This window comes from Bradyrhizobium sp. 157 (genome assembly GCF_023073815.1).
Taxonomy (GTDB): Bacteria; Pseudomonadota; Alphaproteobacteria; order Rhizobiales; family Xanthobacteraceae; genus Bradyrhizobium.
Genome location: NZ_JADPKF010000120.1, coordinates 233,167 through 254,558, shown reverse-complemented (window position 1 = coordinate 254,558; position 21,392 = coordinate 233,167). Strand labels below are relative to the sequence as shown.

The window sequence follows — 21,392 nt, the reverse complement described above, 5'->3', positions numbered from 1 at the left end:
CTGATGCGTCCTACCATCAACCCGGTACTCGCCGCCATGGCGCGGGCCCGGATGCAAGCCGCGCCGCTGTTCGCGAAATGGTGCGAGCTGAACGGCCTGTCGCCTTGTCCCGCAGCGCCCGCGCAGGTCGCTCGGTTTGTCGTGGATTGCGCTCCGCTCGGTATCGAGCGGCTTTGGCCTGCGGTCCAGGACATATCGCGGCTGCATGTCTCGGCCGACCTGGCAGACCCGACGCTCGGGGGCGCAGCAGCGGCGGCGATCAGCGATCTCGCCGGAATCGATCCGCCGCGCTCGTGGCCGAACGACCGCAAGCTGCGTTTCAAATCGCTGCCATATGACTTGCAGGTCTATGTGGCAGCCCATGAAGCGCAACGCGAAAGGGCGCTGCGGCGGGCGCAAAACGAGGCAGCCACCGCGAGGCAGAAGCTGGCGGCATACCAAAAGAGCGAGACCCGCACGAATGAGGAAAGCAGATCCAATGAAAACGACACGCACCCCAACGCTTGAAGAGCGCATCAAGCAGGTCAGGGCTGAAATTGAGGAAATCATAGACGCGCACGTAGGCGCCGTGGCCAAGCAAAGCCCCGGCGTTCCGCCCGGCGTGATCCGCAATCTCCTGACAGCACGGGCGCCAACGTGCCCCTGCGCGCAATATCTCGAACTGGACAGAAAGGCATAGCCGGCCACTTGCTGGAAACGGAGGAACTCGAAGATGACTCTCTATAAGTGGTCGCAAACGGCGGCCAACAATGCAACTGCCGATCCTTCGATCAACTGGCAGGAAGGGCAGTCGCCCTCCAGCGTGAACGACTCGGCGCGGGCGATGATGGCGTCGGTCGCCAAACATCGCGACGATATTGCAGGCGCGATCGTCACGGGCGGGACAGCGACGGCGTACACGGTCGCATCCTACGAGGCATTCGATACGCTTGCCCGTCTCAACGGACAGATCATCGCGTTCACGCCGCACGCGACGAACGGGGGGACGGTGACGCTCAATGTGGATTCGCTTGGAGCAAAAGCGCTGCGATCGGCGCCCGGCATCGAGTTGTTGCCGGGAACGTTGATTCAGGGGACGCCGTATCTGGCACTCTACAATCACTCGGATGCAGCATTTTATCTGCATGGGTTCTACGGCAATCCGTATAACGTGCCGCTCGGGGCAGGGTTAGATTATTGGGGGCCGACGACGCCGAACAGTGCTTTCGCTTTTCCGGTGGGGCAGGCGATCAGCCGCGCGACCTATGCGGGCCTATTCGCCTTGGTCGGGACCACCTATGGTCCGGGGGATGGCTCGACCACGTTCAATTTGCCGGACAAGGCTGGCCGCGTATCGGCTATGAGGGAAGCGAGCGCGTTGCGGCTGACTTCTTCCTATTTTGGCAGCACCTCAACAAGTCTGGGCGCAACTGGCGGTTCGGAAAGTCACACGCTCACGACTTCCCAACTTGCTTCGCACATTCATTCGAACACATTGACGGATCCGGGACACACCCACACCGGCGGCACGGGCGGCGCAAACATCTCAGTGACGTCGAATGTAGGTGCAACCGTTATGCAGCCAGGCGGATCAGTTGGAAATAACACCACCGGCATCTCTATCACAAATGCAAGCGCCGGTGGCGGCAACGCCCACAACAACGTGCAGCCAACGATCATCTGCAACTACGTTATCCGTATTATCTGACTGCGCATGCTCGGATAAAAATCGATAGATCGGATACCACCAGCGCTGCGGATCAAATTCGCGGTTGCGGTTTACTATCCCGTCGTGGGCTGATTGAAGTAGGCAAAAGAACAACGTTATCGCAAGTATCGCGCTAAAGCCGTCGAGCCATTCTCGTAGACTCGGGTTCATCTGCGCGCGAATTCTTCGAAGCGTCTGCATTCTAATATTTCCTATCACTTCTCAATCTCGTGAGCAACAGATGACCGACCTCAACGCCCTCACTACGGCGAATGCGAAGCGCTGGGCTAATGCCAAGTTGACGCGGAGCTTCACGCCCATTGCCCGTCATCTTGTCGCGCCCGCTGCCAAGGCCAGATACCAAGCCGCTTCCGCCAAGACCGGAGTGCCTTGGGCGGTGATTGCCGTCATCCACCAGCGCGAATGTTCACAGGATTGGACCGGGTCGCTGGCGCAGGGCGATCCCTGGAATAGGATTTCGGTTCATGTGCCCGCCGGCCGGGGGCCGTTCAGGTCCTGGGAAGAGGCTGCGATCGACGCGCTCGTCAACTGCGCGCCTTATGCAGCGCGCAACAAGGATTGGAGCATCGGTCGGACGCTGGCCAAGCTCGAACAATATAATGGGCTTGGTTATGCCGCGCGAAGGAGGCCGTCGCCCTACATCTGGGCCGGCACTGATCAGTATCGATCCGGCAAGTATGTCCGCGACGGCGTCTACGATCCAAACGTCGTCGATAGCCAGCCTGGTTGCGCCGGTCTTCTGATGGCGATGATGGCGCTTGATCCCACCATCACGTTTACGGGTGCGACGATCAAGCCGGCGATTTCCGTCAAGCCGATCCCGGCTGAAAAGCCTGCCGCTCCCTCGATTGTCAATCCGTCGAAGGGCTCGATCGGGGCATTCATCGACAACATTTTCAACGTGGTTTTCAGGAGGAAAGCATGATCAGCACATGGAGCAAGGTTAAGGAGTGGTTCAAAGATTCCGTGACGATCCTTTGGGCGCGTATCCAGTACGTCGTCGGCATCGTTGGCGCAGGCCTCATCGCGGCCTTCTCGGGATACGACTTCACGCAGCTATCGAGCCTGGACGCCCGGTCGGCGTTCAAGATGCTGGCCTTCGCCGCGCTGGCCGGCGTTATCACCGAAGCCTGCCGCCGACGGACGCTCTGACATGAAAATCGTGCTCGCCCTGCTGGCTTGGACGGCCGTGCTGGCCGGCGGATGGGTGATCTGGATGGCGAGCCAGCTCTACCAGGTCCGCCCCGGCGTGTTCGGCGCTGAAGGGTTGGCGGTCGTGTTCGCGATATGGATGACGCTGGAGGCGCGCAAATGTGGATGACCATCATCAGTTTCATCGGCGGCCCGGTCATCAAGGGTCTGATCGAAGGCTACAAAGCGAAGCTTGCTGCCGGCAACACCTCGGAGAGGATCGCGAGTGAGACGGCATCTGCCGAAATCGCCGCGCAGGTCTCCGAAACCAACGCCATCATGCAATATCGCATGGCCGAGATCGGGCACTGGTACGAGCCCGACAAGCTGATGGGATATGTCGTGGCGATCTATTTTGGAAAACTCTTGATCTGGGACAAGGTTCTCGGCCTTGGCACGACCGATCCGCTCGCGGGCTTTTCAGCGATCACCTCCAATCTCGTGGTGTCATTCTATTTCGCCAAACGAGGTTTCGAAAACGTGGCACGGATTATCAAGCGATGACGGCGATGCAGGCTGCGGATGTCAGGGCCATCGTCATCGAGACGCTGGCCGAACAGCAAAGGATTCGTCACGACGATATCGACGCAGTGGTTCTCAAAGCCGTCGCAACGACACTGACTTCGTTCGGGATAGACGAGGACGATCGAAGAGAGCTTCGCGCCGATTTTCAGCACCTGCGGCGCTGGCGCAGAAGCGTCGAGCAGGCACAGAGTTATACCTTCAAGGCAGTCGTCACGATGATCGTAACGGGATTCGTCGGTGCGGTGTGGCTCGGCATCAAGGCGACGCTCGGCAAATGATCGGTTGACTTGCCGCACACATAGACGAGCTCGGATGCAGGTGCGACATGTATCAAATTCGTGAGGTTGACGCGAGCGAGGACGATGTTGCGGACACACTGGCAGAACTTCATCAGTTGACGTTTCTTGACACCGCACCCGTTCCGCAATTCGATCAGGGGCACTGGTTGCTTGCGCTTTGCGGAACCAGGCCTGTCGCTTTCGCCGGTGTCATTCCGTCGACGCATGTTTTCCAAGCGGGCTATTTTTGCCGCGTTGGCGTGCTGGGCAAGCATTGCGGACATCGGCTTCAGTTGCGCCTGATGCGAGCCATGGAAGCGCGTGCGCGTCTGAATGGATGGTGTTCGGTCGTATCTGACACTACGGATAATATTTCGTCAGCCAACAACTTCATTCGCGCGGGTTACCGCCTGTTCAGTCCAACTATCCCTGGGCCTGGCCGAACACGCTTTATTGGCGCAAAGACATAAAATAGCTGCTTGGCATTTCCATGCCTCAAAATGCCTCTACTCGCCCGGTGGCCATCGGCCGCCGGGCTTTTTTGCGTTCTTGAGCAGCCTCTTGCGGCGGAGTAGCCATGTTCCGCCCGCCTTGATCATTGGCCATCAGCCGGTAGACTGGCAAAGCGCGGGCAGCGTAAAAGCAATGGAGCAGGCGAGGAAATATATGGCGGAGGACGGCCGCAAGCCGGATGCAGGTTCACCCGCGGGGCCGGGTTCGGACAGCTATGCCGCCATGGTTGCACGTGCCAAGGCCCTGATTCCGGAATTGCGCGGTCGCGCTTCAAAGACGGAGGAACTCCGCCGCCTGCCGCCAGAGACCGAACGTGATTTGCACGATGCCGGCTTGTTCCGGGTCTTGCAGCCCAAGCGCGTCGGAGGTGCCGAGCTTGACTATGTTGCTCTGGTCGATTGCTCCGACGCGTTGGGGCAGGCGGATGCTTCCGTAGCATGGAATTTCGCCAATCTCGCCAGCCACCACTGGATGCTGGGCATGTTTGACAAGCACGCGCAGGATGCGGTCTGGGGCAGGAACGCCGATGCGTTGATCGCCTCCTCCTTCATCTTTCCAGCCGGGCGCGCGAGAAAGGCAGAGGGGGGATACGTCCTGCGCGGTCACTGGCCGTTCTCCTCGGGTGTCGAGTCCTGCGACTGGAACATGCTTGCCGGCGTGGTGTCCTCGGACGATGAGGCTGAGGGTATCGAATATCGGATATTCCTGCTTAATCGGAGCGAATACAGGATCAACGACACCTGGAATGCGACGGGGCTGTGCGGTACCGGGTCGAACGATGTATGGGTCGAGGATTGCTTCGTTGCGGAGAACATGACCATCGCAGTCAGAGATCTGACCGGCGGACCGACGCCCGGAAGCGCCGTCAATCCGAACGCGCTCTATGCGCTACCGGTATTCTCGCTGTTTCCTTACGTATTGTCGGGCGTCGGTTTGGGCAATGCGCAAGCCTGTCTCAATGATTACGTCGAGCTCGCGCGGCATCGGGCCTCGACCTACAATCGGGCCAAACTCAGCGATCTGCAGACTACCCAAATCAAGATCGCGGAGGCGTCCGCCAAGATCGATGCGGCTCGCCTCGTGATGCGTACGAACTGCATCGATGCGATGGCCGAGGCGAGGCGGGGCCATATTCCAGACCTCGCGGTCAAGACGGGGTTGCGGCGGGATGGTGCATTCGCAGTGAACCTCTGCACCGAAGCGGTCTCGCTGCTATTTGCGGCAAGTGGCGCACGCAGCCTGTTCACGTCAGGCGCGCTGCAGCGGCAGTTCCGCGACGCTCACGCCGTGAATTCGCACCTCGCATTCAATTTTGATGCGGCAGGAACCAACTATGGACGCGTGGCCCTTGGCCTGCCGTCCGAAAATCTGACGCTCTGAGGCCCGGCGGATGTCTGATGCACCCAAACATCCGGCCGATCCGGCCAATGAGCTTGCCAGCGACAACTCGGCGATCGACCCGCGCGATTTTCGCAATGCGCTTGGCACATTCGCCACCGGCGTCACCATTGTCACGGCGATGGCCGCGGATGGGAGGCCGTATGGCGTGACCTGCAACTCCTTTGCTTCGGTATCGCTCAATCCGCCCCTGGTGTTGTGGAGTCTCGGGATGTTTTCGCAGGGGCTTACGATCTTCCAGAATGCCAGCCACTTTACGGTCAATGTTCTCGGAGCTTCCCAGCAGGCGCTGGCGTCGCAGTTTGCAAAGTCGTCGGACGACAAGTTCGCCGGCGTGAACTGGACGCCGGGGCTTGGCAACGCGCCGGTGTTGACCGATAGCGTGGCCAATTTCCAATGCCGCGCGGCCAATCGGTATTACGGCGGCGACCACATCATCTTCCTGGGCGCCGTTGAGGCCTATGCCTACAATCGGCAGGAACCCCTGCTGTTTGCGCGTGGTAGTTTCGGCCGGTTTATTGCTGGAGATAACAGTAAGTCCTCGTGAGCTACCGCCGAATCTCGCTGGCCCTTCGACGATCCTGCGGCAGACATCAAATCCAGATCTTTGCCATCTCTGCGCGATACCAGTCGCCAATCTCACTGGCTGTCATCAGGGCCACGCCGTCGTGACCCAGGATATAGTCGAGCAACGCCTCCAGATATTTGATGCGATGCGGCACGCCCGTGATGTACGGGTGAACTGAGATCGCCATGATCCGCGCGTTCGATGCGCCTTCGAGATATAGCCGATCGAACTGATCGGTGCAGCGTTTCAGGAATTGCTCGGAAGAAAGATGCTGCAGTGCGTGGATGACGATGTCGTTTGTTTCGACCGAGTAGGGGATCGTCGTGATGGTGCCGTGAGGCGTAGCGATGTCCTGTGGCAGATCGTCGATCACCCAGTCAGCGACGTATTCGATGCCGTTGAGGCGCAGCAGATCGAGGGTTTCCTCGGTCTCGGTAAGGCCGGGGCTTTCCCACGACCGCGGCGACTTCCCTGCAAATTTCGAAATAGTCTCGACCGAGCGTTTGATGGTATCGGCCTGGTTCTCGACCTTATGCATCGGCCCCTGCACAAAGCCGTGGCCCATGAATTCGAAGCCAGCGTCGAGCGCAGCGGAGGCGACACGCGGGTAGGCGTTGCAGACATTGGCATTGAGCGCCAACGTCACCGGTATTTTGCGATCTGTCAGTGCCTTGAGCTGTCGCCAGAAGCCGGCGCGCATCCCGTATTCATGCCAGGACCAGTTTGCCACGTCTGGGAGTAGCGGCTGGCCCATCGGCGGGCTCAGCACGGTCCGAGGCATCGCGTTCTCGATCCGCCACTCCTCGACATTGAGGATGACCCATACTGCGAGTTTCTTGCGCCGGGAAGCGTGAGCTTCGGCCTGTCAACTTGTGCTTGATAGGGAATGCGATCGCTCAGTGCCACGGCAAGCTCCCCCGCGGATTATTCGGCGGCTTTGGAATCGCCGGATGCGCCGGCATTGATCCTCGGCATGACCTGTTCGGCCATCAGGATCATTGACTGGCGCCCCAGTTCGCGGTCTTTCCAGTCCTTGCCGGCATACAGCAACGTGCCGAAGGGTCCGGTCTCTTCCTGAAAAGCCAGCAGTTGATCCGCCACGCTGTCCGGCGTGCCATGAATGATCAGTTTGTCGCAGATCGATTCCAGCGTCACCTCGTCGTCCGGCTGATCGCGACGGGTCTTGAACAGTTCGATGCGACCGCTCCGCTTCAGCTTGGTAAGCAACGAGCGATAGTAGTAGACATAAGGTCCGTTTGGATCGGTGGCATAAGCCTTTGCGGTAGCTGCGTCCTTGGCTACGAACACGCTCTTGGCAACGCGCCAATTCGCTGTATCCGCAGGACGGCCGGCGCGTTCGCATCCCTTTACGTATTTCGGCCAATGACTCTTCACCCAGGCCGGCATCAGGAAGTTTGCCGAGATCGGATCCCAGCCACGCGCGGCGGCTTCCGTCACGCCTTTTGAGAACGGCGCCACCGCAGTGACCACGATCGGCGGGTGCGGCCGCTGCAGTGGGCGCGGAATGAACCCCTGGCCGATGTCTTCGATCAGAGTCTTCTGCACCGATATATTCCAGAATTGACCTTGCAGGTCATAGGGCGGCTCGCTGGCCCAGATCTGAAGCACCTGATCGATCGCTTCCAGGAACATGGCATTCCTGTCCGCCTCGAGATTGCCAAACACTTCCGCGTCCGACAGCAGGCCGCCCGGGCTGATGCCGAAGATCAGTCGCCCGTCGAGCATGTGATCGAGCATCGCTATCGAGGCTGCAATCGCCGCCGGATGAGTGTTCGGCATGTTGACGGTGCCGGTGCCAAGCTTGATCTTGCTGGTTGCCGAGGCGAGCCATGCAATGAATGCGATGCAGGACGTGATGTTCTCGGCTCTGTCCGTGGTGTGCTCACCGACATAGCCCTCGGTGAACCCGAGCTCATCGGCCAGCAGGAAAGCCTCTCGATCCTCCTTGAGCGAAAGCCGCCAATCCTTGTCGACGGGATGGATCGGCATCGTAAAGAACCCAAGCTTCATAGTCCGCTCTTCCCCAATGGCAGGCTTTTTGTTTGCAGAGAACGTGCGTCGTTCGTCGTTCGAAAACAAGCTCAAAGTCGCAAATTACCGACAACAAACTTGACCTTTGGCGATCACAGCCGTCTAATTCCGCGAAAATGATTACCGTTGGCCGGGGAGGTCACGCCAAAAATGAAAGCCGCGGCTTTCGCCTACGTTCGCGCAACCAGCGTCGAAAATGCGCTGGAATTGTTGAGCGTGCATGGCGAAGCTGCCAAGCTATTGTCGGGCGGCCAGAGCCTGGTGCCGGCTATGAATCTGCGCCTGGTCGCGCCGGAGCTCATTGTGGATATTGGCGAGCTGACCGAGTTGCGGGGGGTCGCGGTCAAGGGAGGCGTCCTCACCATCGGCGCGCTGACACGTCACGCCGATCTCTTGAAATCCCCCGAGATAGCAGCCCATGCTCCCTTGCTGATGGATGCGGTCGCCCATGTCGCCCATCCCGCGATCCGCAATCGCGGCACGATTGGGGGAAGCCTTGCGCACGCTGATCCGGCTTCGGAACTGCCGGCCTGCATGCTCACGCTTGGCGCTACCATCATTGCCCGCGGGCCGGGCGGCGACCGGCGGGTTGCGGCAAACGAGTTCTTCGTCGGGATCTACGAAACCGCGCTTACGCCGCAGGAACTGCTGGTTGCGGTCGAGCTGCCGGTGACTCCAAAGAACTCGACGTACTTCTTTCATGAGTTCGCCCGTCGGCATGGTGATTACGCCATTGTTGGCCTCGCAGCGCAGGCCTCCATCAAGGATGGGCGCTTCGCCGACCTTCGCCTTGGCTTCTTTGCCGTCGGCGATCGCCCGCTGCTGGCCAAGTCTGCCAGCAAGCTGGTCGATGTCGCCGTCACGTCTGCGGTGTTGTCTGAGGCAGCTTCTGTATTGGACGATGAACTCGATCCGCTGGAGGATCAACAGGGGACACCCGCCATGCGGAGGCATCTGGGGAAGGTGCTGTTGACGCGCTGCGTGTCCTCACTGCTTGCCCGGCCTGACCTTCGTGCGGGAGCGTCAGCGTGACGGCTACGGTTGCGATTGCGCTGAGTGTCAATGGCGAACTCGTCGAAGCGAACGTACTGCCGCGCCTGAATCTGGCGGATTTTCTTCGCGAGCATCTCAAGCTGACCGGCACGCATGTCGGGTGCGAACATGGGGTGTGCGGCGCATGCACGGTCCGCGTCAACGGCGACATCGTACGCTCCTGCCTGATGCTCGCGGTGCAGGCGAACAAGGCAGCGATCGAGACGATCGAGGGACTGTCCGATAGCGGCGAAATTGCCGATTTGCAGTCAGCATTCCGGGAGCGCAACGCACTGCAGTGCGGTTTTTGCACGCCGGGAATGCTGATCGCGGCGCAGGATCTGCTGAAGCAATCGTCGTGCCCGGATCGAGAGCAGATACGCGAACATCTTTCCGGCAACTATTGCCGCTGCACGGGATACCAGGCAATCATCGATGCCATCGAGGCTACAGCGCGATCGCGCGCCGGACGCTTGTCATGAAATCAGCACAAGCAATTCCGGAGACGCTGTCTGTGCTCGACCGACCCAACTCTTATATTGGTAAGACAGTGCCGCGGCCGAACCTCGACCGGCTGATGCAGGGACGCGGGCTCTATGTCAGCGACATCGAGCTCCCCCGTATGGCGCATGTCGTGTTCCTACGCTCGCCACACGCGCACGCGAGGATCATTGGCATCGACGCTTCGGCGGCCAAGCAGATGCTGGGAGTGATCGCCGTCGTATCGGGCAGGGAACTTTCGACCGTCATCACGCCGTGGGTCGGCGTGCTTTCGCATCTGAAGGGACTCAAATCCGCCCCGCAAAGTGCTATCGCTGTCGACCGAGTTTGCTGGCAGGGTGAAGCGGTCTGTGCCGTGGTGGCGGCCAGCCGCGCGCAGGCCGAGGACGCCGCAGAGCATGTCTTAGTTGAATATGAAGAACTGCACGCCGTAACGGATATGCGTAGCGCGCTCGATCCGGCAACACCTGTGATCCACGCCTCGCTCGGCGACAATCTGGCTTTCGAGCGCATTCACGACGCGGGCGCGGTCGATCAGGCCTTTGCCGAGTGCGACGAGGTGGTCGAAGCAGAGTTCGTTTTCGGACGGCACACCGGCGTGACGCTGGAGCCGCGTGCGGTGGTGGCAGACTGGAACGCCGCGGAAGCTAGGCTGACCATCTATCAAGGCACGCAGGCACCGCATATGGTGCAGAATATCGCGGCGCTCCATCTTGGCTTAAGGGAATCGCAGGTCCGCGTCGTCTGCAAGGACGTCGGCGGCTCCTTCGGCATCAAGGTCCATATCTACGCAGACGAGATGGCGACTTACGCGCTGTCCAAGCTCCTGCGGCGTCCGGTTAAATTCGTCGCCGACCGGGTTGAAAGCTTCAACACCGATATTCATGCCCGCGACCATCGCTGTAAGGGAAAGATCGGCGTCAAGCGCGATGGCACCATCATGGCATTCGAGATCGACGATCTTACGGGCATCGGGCCTTATTCGATGTACCCGCGCACCAGCGCGATCGAGGCCAATCAGGTCGTCAATCTCGTCGGCGGGCCGTATGTGACCGGAAATTACCGTGCCCGTGCCCGCGTGGTGTTCCAGAACAAGAACGTGATGTGCCAGTACCGTGCCGTCGGCCATCCGATCGCCTGCTCAGTGACTGAGGGCCTGGTCGATCTGGCGGCCATGAAGATCGGCATGGATCCGGTTGAAATCCGTCGCCGCAATCTGATTGCCGACGACGCTTACCCCTGTGCTTCGCCGTCAGGCTTGCGCTTCGAGCAGTTGTCGCACCATGCGGCGCTCGCCAAGCTCGTCCAAATGATGGACTACGATGCGTTGCGCGCTGAGCAGGCCGCCCTGCGAGTGAAGAACATCCATCGTGGAATCGGCATCGCGAGCTTTATCGAAGTTACCAATCCGAGTGCGGCGTTTTATGGCGTCGGCGGTGCGAAGATATCCTCGCAGGATGGTGTCGCGGTGCGGATTGATGCGCAGGGGTCAGTGATCTGCCAAACAAGTATCACCGAGCAGGGACAGGGATCGGAATCGCTTACCGCACAGATCGTTGGAAGCGTGCTCGGCGTCTCGATGGATCGCGTCCGCGTGATCCTGGGTGATACCGACAGCACGCCGTATGGCGGAGGCACCTGGGCCTCGCGCGGCGCTGGTATCGGTGGAGAGGCCGCGCTTCAAGCCGCCAAGGTACTGCGCAAGAACATCCTCGACGTAGCGGCGGCCGTCCTGCAATCGACGCCAAGCGAACTCGACATTGTCAACAACGCCGTAGTGAATGTCGTCGATGGCGCGCCGCGGATCGATCTGAGCGAGCTCGCGCGAATTGTCTATTTCCGTCCCGACACGCTGCCGCCGGGCATTCAGCCCGAACTGATGGCGACCAGGCACTTTGTCCCGCGCGAATATCCTTTCGCCTTCACCAATGGCGTTCAGGCCTCGTGGCTGGAGGTCGATGTTGAGACGGGCTTTGTGGAGCTGCTGAAGCACTGGGTGGTCGAGGATTGCGGCACGATTATCAATCCGCAGCTGGTTGATGAGCAAATCAGAGGCGGCGTGGTGCAGGGGCTTGGCGCCGCGCTGTTTGAGAAATGCGTGTATGACGAACGTGGCCAGCTCACCAACGCCAATATGGCCGACTATCTGGTTCCCATGTCCGGTGAGATGCCGGATATCGATGTCGGACATGTGGTCTCACCGACCTTGGAATCGGAACTGGGCGCGAAGGGAGCAGGAGAGGCCGGCACGGCAGGTGCGGCAGCCGCCGTAACCAATGCGGTCAATGACGCGCTCAGGCCGTTTGGGAAAATTATCACGGAGATCCCCTTGACGCCTCAGCTTATTCTGACCGCCTTGGGACGCATCTAATGCTATCGCGACAAGGTGATCAGGAAGAACAGGACGCCCATGGAGTGCAGCGTACCAAGGGTCAACGCGCCGCTGGCAATTCAGGCCACCAAGCGGATGATATGTAGGAGGGCGTCAAGCCGATTATGCAGAAGCGAGAACCGAACAAGGATGTTGATTGCCGTTCGCGCTATTTGGCTGCCGCACTCGCGATCGCGCCCGCCTGCCGGTTCGTAATGACCACCATGATCGCATCGTCGACAGGCTCACGGGCTATCGCGGTGCCGAAGCCGCAGGTTTGTTGCACAGCAGCCCGCTTTGTCGCAAAACCTTCATGCGCGGCCTATACTTGCACACCGGTTGGCGATGAAGTTTCAATTGCCACGCTAAGCCGGAGTGCCCCATGAAGACCGTCCGTTTTGTTCTTGCCTTGCTCGCGCTGTCGCTGATCGCGCCCTGGCAGTCCGTCAATGCGGCCGACGTCATCTGCTACAACTGCCCACCGGAGTGGGCGGACTGGGCTTCGATGCTGAAGGCGATCAAGACCGATCTCAACTACGAGATCCCGCACGACAACAAGAATTCCGGTCAGGCGCTGGCTCAGATCCTTGCCGAGAAAAACAATCCAGTCGGCGATATCGGTTATTTCGGCGTGACCTTCGGCATGAAAGCCAAAGCACAGGATGTGCTCGAGCCTTACAAGCCGGCGAAATGGGACCAGGTCCCCGCCGGGCTGAAGGATGCCGATGGCTACTGGATCACGATTCACTCCGGCACGCTTGGCCTGTTCGTGAACAAGGACGCGCTCGGCGGCAAGCCGGTGCCGGCCTGTTGGAAGGATCTCCTGAAGCCGGATTATAAGGGCATGATCGGTTATCTCGATCCGTCGTCGGCTGCAGTCGGGTATGTCGGCGCGGTCGCGATCAATCTGGCGCTCGGGGGCTCCGAAGCGAACTTCGATCCCGCGATCAATTTCTTCAAGGATCTGCGGAAGAACGACCCAATCGTTCCCAAGCAGACTTCCTACGCCCGCGTTGTCTCGGGCGAGATGCCGATCCTGTTTGACTATGATTTCAATGCCTATCGCGCGAAATACTCAGAGAAGGGCAATTTTGAATTCGTAATTCCTTGCGAGGGATCGGTCGTGTTTCCCTATGTCGTCGGCCTCGTGAAGAACGCGCCTCACAAGGATAAGGCCAAGAAGGTGCTGGATTATCTCTTGTCCGACAAGGGACAGGCGATCTGGACCAACGCCTACCTCCGCCCGGCGCGACCGATCGACCTGCCCGAGGCGGTGAAGAAGAAATTCCTGCCTGACAGCGAATATGCGCGTGCGAAGAACGTCGACTGGGGTCAGATGGAAAACATGCAAAAAGGCTTTGTCGATCGCTATCTCGCCGAGGTTCGCTGAGGCAATATGGCGGCCTTTCGCCGGGGCGCTACCATCTGATGTCACATAGGTCTTTCGTTTGGTTGTGCCTGCTGCCGCTTGCGGCGGTGACGGTGGCGTTGTTTCTGCTGCCGATGGCGCGGCTGGTCGTGACCGGCGCGGAAGGCCCGCAGGGGCTCGCGGGTTATCTCGCGATCCTGAGTGAGCCACGTTACCGCGCGACCCTCATCAATACGGTCCTGCTCGCTGCCGCGACCACCATCGTGACCCTTTTCGTCGCGACGGTTGCGGGGATGTTCCTGCAGCGGCATCGTTTCCCCTGCCGCTCCGTCCTGATCGCGATGCTGACCTTTCCGCTGGCGTTTCCCGGCGTGGTGGTCGGCTTCATGATCATTCTGCTTGCGGGGCGACAGGGTCTGATCGGCGATTTCTCCAACCGTGTGTTTGGCGAGAAGCTCGTCTTTGCCTATTCGATCTACGGGCTGTTTCTCGGATATCTTTATTTTTCCATCCCACGCGTCATTCTCACTATCATGGCCGCGGTGCAGAAACTTGACGTTGGTCTCGAGGAAGCCGCGCGGTCGCTTGGCGCGAGCCCTTGGGCTGTGCAGCGCGATGTCGTTCTGCCGGCGCTGGCACCAGCTTTCGTTGCCTCCGGCGCAATTGCGTTTGCGACCGCGATGGGCGCGTTCGGAACGGCATTCACGCTGGCAACGAACATCGACGTGCTGCCGATGCTGATCTACACCGAGTTCACGTTGGCTGCGAATTTCTCTATCTCGGCCGCGCTGTCGGTCGGGCTTGGCATTGTCACCTGGCTCATTCTTGCGCTTGCCCGTTCCTTCAGCGGTAGCGCCGTTGCTGCGGCTGGATGAGAGAGCATGCGCGATCGCCTGATCTTCACCGGCCAGTTCATCTTCACCCTGCTGGTGGCCGGATTTCTGGTAGTGCCCGCGATCCTGTCGATCTCCGCCGGTGTCACCGTGAACTACTTTCGCGGCATCCAGTCCGGCGTAACCCTGCAATGGGTCGTACAGGTGTGGGAGCTCTACGCCGGCACCATCCTGCTGTCATTCGTGGTCGCATTTGCGACGCTTGCGGTAACGCTCGCGGCGGGCGTTCCGGCCGCCTATGCCTTGCATGTGCGGGGAGGGCGCCTGTCGCGGGTGGTCGAGGAGATCATCACCTTGCCGTTGGCGGTTCCCGGTCTTGCCATCGCGCTGGCTCTGCTGCTGACCTACGGCGGCTTCGGCGATTTTCGCCGCTCCTGGCTATTCATTCTAGTGGGACATGTCATCTTCACCATGCCCTTCATGGTGCGATCGGTGATGGCTGTGTTCGCGACCATTGACATCAAGACGCTGGACGAGGGTGCGGCGTCGCTCGGCGCATCGCCTTGGCGGCGCTTCCGCGACGTGATCGTGCCCAATGCCCTGCCGGGGATATTGGCGGGCAGCCTGATGGTGGTGACGTTTTCGCTCGGTGAGTTCAACCTGACCTGGATGCTGCACACGCCGTTGACCAAGACACTGCCGATCGGATTGGCTGACAGCTACGCCTCGATGCGGCTGGAGGTCGCCTCGGCCTATACGTTGATCTTCTTTGTCATGATCATTCCGCTGCTGGTCGCCATGCAATTGTTTGCCGAGAAGGAACAGAAGCGATGACTGCGCGGGCCGGACACGGCGCCTCGGTGCGTATCGAGGCCTGCGGCAAGACCTTCGCCGATGGAACGCGCGCGCTTGAACCTGCAACGCTTGAGATTGCCCGTAGTGAAACGCTGGTCCTGCTCGGTCCGTCCGGCTGCGGCAAGACCACCATGCTGCGCATCATCGCGGGGCTCGAAGTGCCCGATACGGGCGGCAGGGTGCTGTTCGACGGCAAGGACATGACGGCGGTGCCAATCGAGCGGCGCAACGTTGGCATGGTATTTCAGTCCTATGCGCTTTTCCCCAATATGACCGTATCTGACAATATCGGCTATGGATTGAAGATCCGCGGGGTTCCGGAAAAGGAGCGGACGGCGCGCATTGCCGAACTGGTGGCGCTGACCAATATCTCCGGCCTGGAGAACCGACGCATCGACCAGCTTTCGGGTGGCCAGCGGCAGCGCGTGGCGCTGGCACGCGCGGTGGCGATCCGGCCGGGCATCCTGTTGCTCGATGAACCGCTGACGGCACTCGATGCCGCCCTGCGCGACCGGCTGCGCGGCGAGCTGAACCGCCTGCTGCGCGCGCTCGGCATCACCACGATTTACGTGACACATGATCAGTCCGAGGTTATGGAGCTCGGCGACCGCGTCGTGGTCATGCAAAAGGGGGCGATTGCCCAGATCGGCACGCCGCGCGAGATCTACTTCACGCCGAAAAATCGCTTCGTCGCCGAATTCATTGGCGCTGCGAATATCGTCGAAGCGGCCATCGAGAATGGCCATTTGGTATTGCCGGGCGGACGGCAGCCGATTGATCTCGATGCAAATATGCCGGCCGCGGTGGCGATGATCCGCCCCGAGACCATACGCGTGGTGGAAGCCGGAAGAGCCCCGCTTTCAGGCATAATCGACAGCGTCAGCTTTATTGGTGACAGGCAGCGGCTGGTCGTCAGTGGCGCTTCCAACCGGTTGCTTACCGTCGATGCGCCGAATACGGTTCAAGCCAGGTCCGGCGAACGGATCGGATTGTCGATCTCGCCGGACGCCGTCCGCCTGCTGCCGTCCGAGAATTGAGAAGGTCTATGTCGACAAAACCGGTTCATATTGCCCAGATTTCCGATCTGCACATCAAACCACCGGGATCGCTTGCCTATGGTAGGGTGGATACCGCGAAGGCACTCGAGCGCTGCATTGCAGTACTGAACCAATTCTACCCCGCGCCCGATTTTGTAGTGATCTCCGGCGATCTGGCGGACACGCCGACGGCCGAGGAGTATCAATATCTCAAACGTCTGCTGGCGCCACTCAAGCTTCCGTTCGCCGGCATTCCCGGCAATCACGATTCGCGCGAATTGATGCGTGCCGCGTTTCCTTCCGCTTCCTATGCCTTCGTGTCCGGGCCGCTCAATCAAAACATCGAGGTCGCCGGGCTCGATCTGCTGTTGCTGGATTCAAGCGTGCACCGTAAGCCGCATGGCGAACTCGATGGGCCCACGTTGCAATGGCTTGATGCTGCTCTGGCTTCGTCGCCCGACCGGCCGGCGCTGCTGTTTCTGCACCATCCGCCGTTCAAGGCGGGCATTTGGCACATGGACCGTCAGAATCTCATCAATGCAAGCGAACTCGCGCCCATCGTGCGCCGTCATCCCCGCGTGCAATTGATCGCAACCGGACATGTCCACCGCGCAGCGCTGACCATGTTTGCGGGCGTGCCGACCACGATCTGTCCCGCCCCCAACCATGCCGTCGATCTCGATCTGGCCGAACTGCGCGAACCTTCCTTCAAGGTGGAGCCGCCCGCCTTCCACCTTCATAGCTGGTTTCCGGGCGAGGGACTCGGCACTGTCGTAACGCATCAAATCCCGATAGGCACCTTCGACGGCCCACACCCTTTTTTTGGGCCAGATGGGAAGCTGTTGTAGCCGTGCAGCAGTCCTCGGCCGTCCCGATTGCATAGGCCGAAGATCGGGCGCAATCTTCCCAAAATTGCGCTGCAATCCTGAGGTTTGTGCCGTTCATGTTTTTGGGGAAATGATGCGGCCGCTTCACCTGGTGATTCCAACGCTCGCCTTACTCCTGAACCATCATGCGATTGCCCAAGCGAGCTATCCGGACCGGCCCATCAAGATGATCGTGCCGCTGGCTGCGGCAAGTGCGGTCGATGTCGCGGCGCGGATCGTCACCAAAAGATGGCCGACCATAATACTGGTTGCCAACGTCGCCCTGATCGTAATAACGGCTTATGTCGCGCACTTCGGTATTGAAGCGCTGGCCGGTTATGGCTGGCTGCTCGCGTCGAGCTTCTTATTTCTTCCATGGTACTCGCCCTCGGCGTTGGCACGACGACAATGGTCGGGACCTGCGTTGGCGCCGGTCTGGAGGCACGTGCACGTCGCGTGACGCTTTCCTGTTTGCTGGCGGCGGCTGTTCTTGCGACAATAGGGCTCGGCGTTGCGTTTTTGGGAAGATCGATCGCAGGTCTTTTTACACACGTCGAGGAAGTTGTCCTTGCGGCGTCCGGCTATTTTTACGCGACGCGGGCCTGGTTCATGGCCGCATTTGTGATACTGTTTTCCGCCTATCAGGGATGGGGACGGGCGACGGCTCCGCTGCTTGTCAGCCTGTTGAGGGTTGCTATCGTATTGGCCGGCGGATGGATGCTGCAGCAGCAGGTGGCCCAGCTCGATTGGCTGTACTATCTTGTCGCAGGTTCCACGGTTCTTGGAGCGTTAACGCTGGGCATCGTTTTCGCCGTCCGGCCACCAAATCGACGCGCCCAGGTGCTTTCCGGTTGAAAAGCCGGCCCGCGTTGATTACGGAAGGGCTGCAATCCCGTATTCCCTGGAGTTTGACTATCGTGCCTCAACAAAGGACGGGTGAAGCTCACGGATTTTCGAACAGCAAACTGTCGGTGCTGCGCAAGCACCCGTTTTTTGCCGACCTCGAGCCTACGGCATTCGAGCAGCTCTGCCGCTATGCCAAACACTCCACATTGAAGCGGGGGGCCACGCTGTTCTCCAAGGGGGATCCCGGCAACAGCCTGTACGCGGTGATTTCGGGTACGGTGAAGATGAGTATTTCCTCGCCCGATGGTCGCAGCGCGATCCTGAACATCATCGAACCTGGCGAAATCTTCGGCGAAATCGCACTGCTGGACGGCGGGGCTCGCTCGGCCGACGCCATCGCAAACTCCAATTGCGAGCTATTCGTCATCGATAGGCGCGAATTCATTCCTTTTGTGAAGGAGCAGCCGGCGCTGGCAATGAAGTTCATCGAACTGCTCTGTGAGCGGTTGCGGTGGACCAGCGATCAGGTCGAGCAGATTATCCTGCAGAATTTGCCCGGGCGGCTGGCCAGCGCATTGCTGCGCCTGTCCGAAAAACACAAACCTGCACAGCAGGGTCGAACCATCGCGATCACCCAGCAGGAGATCAGCGAGATGGTTGGCATGACCCGGGAGAGCATCAACAAGCAGCTGCGCGCCTGGGCGAGCCGCGATTGGGTACGCCTTGAGCACGGGGCCATCGTTGTGCTGAATGCTGAGGCGCTTCGTGAGCTGGCCGAAGCGGGATCCGGAAGTGAAGGCGAATAGGCCTCTCATTTTCCTTCAGAGGTCAAACACCGCAACCGCGCGGATCGGCGACGCTGTCCCGCCGCGCCATTTCATCGGCAGGCCGATGAAGGTGAACTGGCCAAGCCCCAACAGCACTTCGAGATTGCACAGGCTCTCGATGTGGGTGATGTCGAGGTCGAGGCAGGCCTTGTGGACGAGGGCATTCACCTTGCCCTCGGGTCCCGGCCGCATCGAGTCTATGCCGAAATGGACGATGCCCTGCCGCGCCAGCCATTCGGTGGCGGCGACGTTCACGCCGGAATTGTCGGTCGAATATTCCTTGTGGGGGAATGTCCGTTCGTGATGGCCGGTGCAGAGCAAGACGGTGCCACCCCTCGGCATCGGCACGCCGGCCGTCGCCACCGCCGTCTCAAAATCGGCGGGCGTTATCTCGGCGCGCGGTGCTATGTGGCGCAGGTCGATGCAGATACCCGGCACAATGCATTTTTCCAGCGGATATTCATCGATTGATATGCCGCTCTTGCCGAAATGCCGCGGGGCATCAATGTGGGTCCCGGCGTGATCCACCATGGAGATGAACATCGACGCCAGCCCGTGCACATTGCCCGACTCGGCGAAGGATTCCTCGTGAGTCTTCCAGACGCCATGCATGACGGGAGGATGGCCAGGATAGCTTGGCGTGCGGTGATAGAGCTCTCGGCTGAGGTCGACGATCTTCACGCGGAATCTCCCCGCCGCGAGCTGCGGCACCTGAACTAGAACCCGAACATCCTTGGCAGCGCCAGCGACAGCCAGGGCACATAGGTCACGATCATCAGCACCGTAAACATCACATAGTAGAACGGCCAGATGCCGCGCATCACCTCATTGACCGAAACCTTGCCGATGGCGCATCCAACAAACAGCGTCGTCCCTACCGGCGGCGTCAAGAGGCCGATGCCGAGATTAAGCAGCATGACGATGCCGAAATGCAAGGGATCGATGCCGAAGCTCTTCACCACCGGCAGCAGGATAGGGGTGCAGATCAGCACCAGTGGCGCAAGATCAAGGGCCGTCCCCAAAACCAGCAGCATGATGTTCAACCACATCAGCAGCACGTATTTGTTGCTGGATATGGCGACAAAGAACTCTGTCATTTTCGCCGGCATCTGCATCAGGGCGGCGACATAGCCGAAGCACGATGCGGTTGCGACCAGCGTCAGAACCATCGCCACGGTTTGCAGCGTCTTATAGACCAGTAACGGCAGTTCAGACCATTTGTAGTCGCGATAGATGAACATAGTGACGAAGAATGCCCAGACGCACGCGATCGCGCCCGCCTCGATCGGCGTGAAGACGCCGGTCAGGATGCCGCCCAGCACGATGGCCAGCGTTACGATTCCCCACATGGCGTCGCCAAGCATCTTCACGGCCTGGCGGATCGGCACGGGCTCTCCCTTGGGATGCTTGTCGCGATAGGCATAGAAGAGGCAGAGCACCATCAGCGAAAAGCCGAGCAGTAGGCCAGGGAGCACACCGGCCAGGAACAGGCTGGTAATCGACACAACGCCGCCGGTCGCGAGGGAATAGATGACGGAGTTATGGCTCGGCGGGACGATGATCGCCTGTAGCGAGGCACTGATGGTCACGTTGGTTGCGAAGACCCGCGGATAGCCCTTCGCCGCCATTTGCGGGATCATCACCGATCCGATTGCGGAGGTATCGGCGACCGACGATCCGGAGATGCCGCTCATGATCGTGGTCGCAAGAATATTAACCTGAGAAAGCCCGCCCCGTATGCGGGTAAACCCGACAACCACGGCTGCAAAATCGACCAGCCGCCTGGCCATGCCGCCTTCGGCCATGATGGCGCCGGCCAGCACGAAGAAGGGGATAGTCAGCATCGAGACTTTGCCGACGCCGCTGGCCAACTGCTGCATGACTGCGCCGACCGGCAAATCGATCCAGAGCGCGCCGACCAGCGATGATAGCGCCATCGCATAGGCGATCGGCATGCCGATCGCGAAGAAGAAGCACATGCTGAGAAGGAGAACGGCGATATCCATGGCAATTACTCGACCGGTACGTGGGCGTCAGCGCCGTCGCGCGGCGGAGGGCCAATTGTCAGGCGTTCAATGACGAACAGGAGCATCATGGCGCCGCTGACCACGATCGGAAGATAGGTGATGCCGACCGAGAGCCAGGGAAACTCATCCACCGAATTATCCCAGGTGGTCCGAACCAGCCGCAGTCCCCAAACGACCATGAAGATTGCAATCACCCCCATCAATATTTCGCTGAGGAACAGCGAGACGCGGCGCAGCAGTGGCGGCAGCAGGTCGGTACCCACAGTCATGTTCATGTGGATGCGCTGGCGGTAGCAGTTGGCCGAGCCGATGAAGGTGATGCCGACGGTGAGCAGCACGGCCATCGGCTCTGGCCATGACGAGGCGCTGTTGAGCACGTAGCGGGTGTAGACGGCCCACGGAATCACCGCCGAGACCAGCACGAGCGCCACGCACGCGACCCCGGCGCCGGTCCAGTAAACCGCATCGTTCAGACGCCGGAAAATTCCGGCCGCAGAATTGGACATTTTGACCTCGGAGAGTAGCGGCGTCTCAAATCGCCTCTGTAGCTCGGAGGGTGGCCGCAACGGACGCCACCGGCCACCCTCCGCTCGCG

The 21,392-nt window shown here is 60.1% G+C and carries 27 protein-coding genes; 22 read left to right on the top strand and 5 right to left on the bottom strand.

Translation table 11 applies throughout. From position 1 onward, the window contains the following. Positions 1-3: 3 nt before the first annotated feature. The 11 genes from IVA95_RS36835 (at position 4) to IVA95_RS36785 (ending at position 6,160) form a co-directional block, all read left to right on the top strand. Complete coding sequence (locus IVA95_RS36835; protein WP_247514968.1) at positions 4-507, top strand: hypothetical protein; 504 nt, start codon at positions 4-6, stop codon at positions 505-507. Continuing rightward, positions 479-679, top strand: coding sequence for a hypothetical protein (locus IVA95_RS36830; protein ID WP_247514967.1), 201 nt, complete (start codon positions 479-481; stop codon positions 677-679). The genes IVA95_RS36835 and IVA95_RS36830 overlap by 29 nt, the downstream gene beginning before the upstream one ends. A gap of 33 nt (positions 680-712) precedes the next feature. Continuing rightward, a complete protein-coding gene (locus IVA95_RS36825; protein ID WP_247514966.1) occupies positions 713-1,687 on the top strand; it encodes a tail fiber protein in 975 nt (324 codons plus the stop codon). Between the two features lie 241 nt (positions 1,688-1,928). After that, positions 1,929-2,633: a hypothetical protein gene (locus IVA95_RS36820; RefSeq protein WP_247514965.1), complete on the top strand. Its 705-nt coding sequence runs from the start codon at positions 1,929-1,931 to the stop codon at positions 2,631-2,633. Continuing rightward, on the top strand, positions 2,630-2,860 hold the full coding sequence (locus IVA95_RS36815; RefSeq protein WP_247514964.1) for a hypothetical protein: 231 nt from the start codon (positions 2,630-2,632) through the stop codon (positions 2,858-2,860). The genes IVA95_RS36820 and IVA95_RS36815 overlap by 4 nt, the downstream gene beginning before the upstream one ends. A gap of 1 nt (position 2,861) precedes the next feature. After that, positions 2,862-3,029 (top strand): hypothetical protein, encoded by a 168-nt coding sequence (locus IVA95_RS36810; protein WP_247514963.1) that lies wholly within the window; start codon positions 2,862-2,864, stop codon positions 3,027-3,029. Beyond that, entirely contained in the window at positions 3,020-3,403 is a 384-nt protein-coding gene (locus tag IVA95_RS36805; protein WP_247514962.1) for a hypothetical protein, read from the top strand. The genes IVA95_RS36810 and IVA95_RS36805 overlap by 10 nt, the downstream gene beginning before the upstream one ends. Positions 3,404-3,408: 5 nt before the next feature. After that, positions 3,409-3,702, top strand: coding sequence for a hypothetical protein (locus IVA95_RS36800; protein WP_057844588.1), 294 nt, complete (start codon positions 3,409-3,411; stop codon positions 3,700-3,702). A gap of 47 nt (positions 3,703-3,749) precedes the next feature. Beyond that, the gene (locus tag IVA95_RS36795) at positions 3,750-4,172 is read left to right on the top strand and encodes a GNAT family N-acetyltransferase (protein WP_346658097.1); all 423 of its coding nucleotides are present in this window, start codon (positions 3,750-3,752) and stop codon (positions 4,170-4,172) included. Between the two features lie 196 nt (positions 4,173-4,368). Next, entirely contained in the window at positions 4,369-5,595 is a 1,227-nt protein-coding gene (locus IVA95_RS36790; protein ID WP_247514961.1) for an acyl-CoA dehydrogenase family protein, read from the top strand. Between the two features lie 10 nt (positions 5,596-5,605). Further along, complete coding sequence (locus IVA95_RS36785; protein ID WP_247514960.1) at positions 5,606-6,160, top strand: flavin reductase family protein; 555 nt, start codon at positions 5,606-5,608, stop codon at positions 6,158-6,160. A 46-nt stretch (positions 6,161-6,206) separates the two neighbouring features. Here IVA95_RS36785 and IVA95_RS36780 read toward each other — a convergent pair whose 3' ends face one another. Beyond that, positions 6,207-6,962: a polysaccharide deacetylase family protein gene (locus tag IVA95_RS36780; RefSeq protein ID WP_247514959.1), complete on the bottom strand. Its 756-nt coding sequence runs from the start codon at positions 6,960-6,962 to the stop codon at positions 6,207-6,209. 143 nt (positions 6,963-7,105) lie between these two features. Next, a complete protein-coding gene (locus IVA95_RS36775; protein WP_247514958.1) occupies positions 7,106-8,212 on the bottom strand; it encodes an LLM class flavin-dependent oxidoreductase in 1,107 nt (368 codons plus the stop codon). 171 nt (positions 8,213-8,383) lie between these two features. On the opposite strand from IVA95_RS36775, the gene IVA95_RS36770 reads away from it, so the two are divergent. The 11 genes from IVA95_RS36770 to IVA95_RS36720 all read left to right on the top strand — a co-directional run bounded on the left by IVA95_RS36770 (position 8,384) and on the right by IVA95_RS36720 (position 18,749). Further along, the gene (locus IVA95_RS36770; protein WP_247514957.1) at positions 8,384-9,265 is read left to right on the top strand and encodes a xanthine dehydrogenase family protein subunit M; all 882 of its coding nucleotides are present in this window, start codon (positions 8,384-8,386) and stop codon (positions 9,263-9,265) included. After that, positions 9,262-9,747 (top strand): (2Fe-2S)-binding protein, encoded by a 486-nt coding sequence (locus tag IVA95_RS36765; protein ID WP_247514956.1) that lies wholly within the window; start codon positions 9,262-9,264, stop codon positions 9,745-9,747. Before IVA95_RS36770 ends, IVA95_RS36765 begins: the two co-directional genes overlap by 4 nt. Further along, positions 9,744-12,137, top strand: coding sequence for a xanthine dehydrogenase family protein molybdopterin-binding subunit (locus tag IVA95_RS36760; protein WP_247514955.1), 2,394 nt, complete (start codon positions 9,744-9,746; stop codon positions 12,135-12,137). The genes IVA95_RS36765 and IVA95_RS36760 overlap by 4 nt, the downstream gene beginning before the upstream one ends. Before the next feature lie 382 nt (positions 12,138-12,519). Beyond that, positions 12,520-13,527, top strand: coding sequence for an ABC transporter substrate-binding protein (locus tag IVA95_RS36755; RefSeq protein WP_247514954.1), 1,008 nt, complete (start codon positions 12,520-12,522; stop codon positions 13,525-13,527). A gap of 38 nt (positions 13,528-13,565) precedes the next feature. After that, positions 13,566-14,381, top strand: coding sequence for an ABC transporter permease (locus tag IVA95_RS36750; RefSeq protein WP_247514953.1), 816 nt, complete (start codon positions 13,566-13,568; stop codon positions 14,379-14,381). A gap of 6 nt (positions 14,382-14,387) precedes the next feature. Further along, a complete protein-coding gene (locus tag IVA95_RS36745; protein WP_247514952.1) occupies positions 14,388-15,173 on the top strand; it encodes an ABC transporter permease subunit in 786 nt (261 codons plus the stop codon). Beyond that, a complete protein-coding gene (locus tag IVA95_RS36740; protein ID WP_247514951.1) occupies positions 15,170-16,231 on the top strand; it encodes an ABC transporter ATP-binding protein in 1,062 nt (353 codons plus the stop codon). The genes IVA95_RS36745 and IVA95_RS36740 overlap by 4 nt, the downstream gene beginning before the upstream one ends. Positions 16,232-16,239: 8 nt before the next feature. Beyond that, positions 16,240-17,079, top strand: coding sequence for a phosphodiesterase (locus IVA95_RS36735; RefSeq protein WP_247514950.1), 840 nt, complete (start codon positions 16,240-16,242; stop codon positions 17,077-17,079). Between the two features lie 112 nt (positions 17,080-17,191). Beyond that, positions 17,192-17,557 carry a hypothetical protein gene (locus IVA95_RS36730; protein ID WP_247514949.1) on the top strand — a complete coding sequence of 122 codons (366 nt, stop codon included), beginning with the start codon at positions 17,192-17,194 and terminating at the stop codon, positions 17,555-17,557. Further along, positions 17,473-17,952 (top strand): MATE family efflux transporter, encoded by a 480-nt coding sequence (locus tag IVA95_RS36725; protein ID WP_247514948.1) that lies wholly within the window; start codon positions 17,473-17,475, stop codon positions 17,950-17,952. The genes IVA95_RS36730 and IVA95_RS36725 overlap by 85 nt, the downstream gene beginning before the upstream one ends. Positions 17,953-18,014: 62 nt before the next feature. Further along, positions 18,015-18,749 (top strand): Crp/Fnr family transcriptional regulator, encoded by a 735-nt coding sequence (locus IVA95_RS36720; protein WP_247515140.1) that lies wholly within the window; start codon positions 18,015-18,017, stop codon positions 18,747-18,749. A 15-nt stretch (positions 18,750-18,764) separates the two neighbouring features. On the opposite strand, the gene IVA95_RS36715 is transcribed toward IVA95_RS36720, so the two are convergent. Genes IVA95_RS36715 through IVA95_RS36705 form a run of 3 tightly spaced genes read right to left on the bottom strand, consistent with a single transcriptional unit; the run spans position 18,765 to position 21,303 of the window. Further along, positions 18,765-19,451, bottom strand: coding sequence for a cyclase family protein (locus IVA95_RS36715; RefSeq protein ID WP_247514947.1), 687 nt, complete (start codon positions 19,449-19,451; stop codon positions 18,765-18,767). A 35-nt stretch (positions 19,452-19,486) separates the two neighbouring features. Beyond that, positions 19,487-20,776, bottom strand: a complete 1,290-nt coding sequence (locus IVA95_RS36710; protein ID WP_247514946.1) for a TRAP transporter large permease — start codon at positions 20,774-20,776, stop codon at positions 19,487-19,489. Positions 20,777-20,781: 5 nt separating this feature from the next. Continuing rightward, on the bottom strand, positions 20,782-21,303 hold the full coding sequence (locus IVA95_RS36705; RefSeq protein ID WP_247514945.1) for a TRAP transporter small permease: 522 nt from the start codon (positions 21,301-21,303) through the stop codon (positions 20,782-20,784). Between the last annotated feature and the right edge of the window lie 89 nt (positions 21,304-21,392).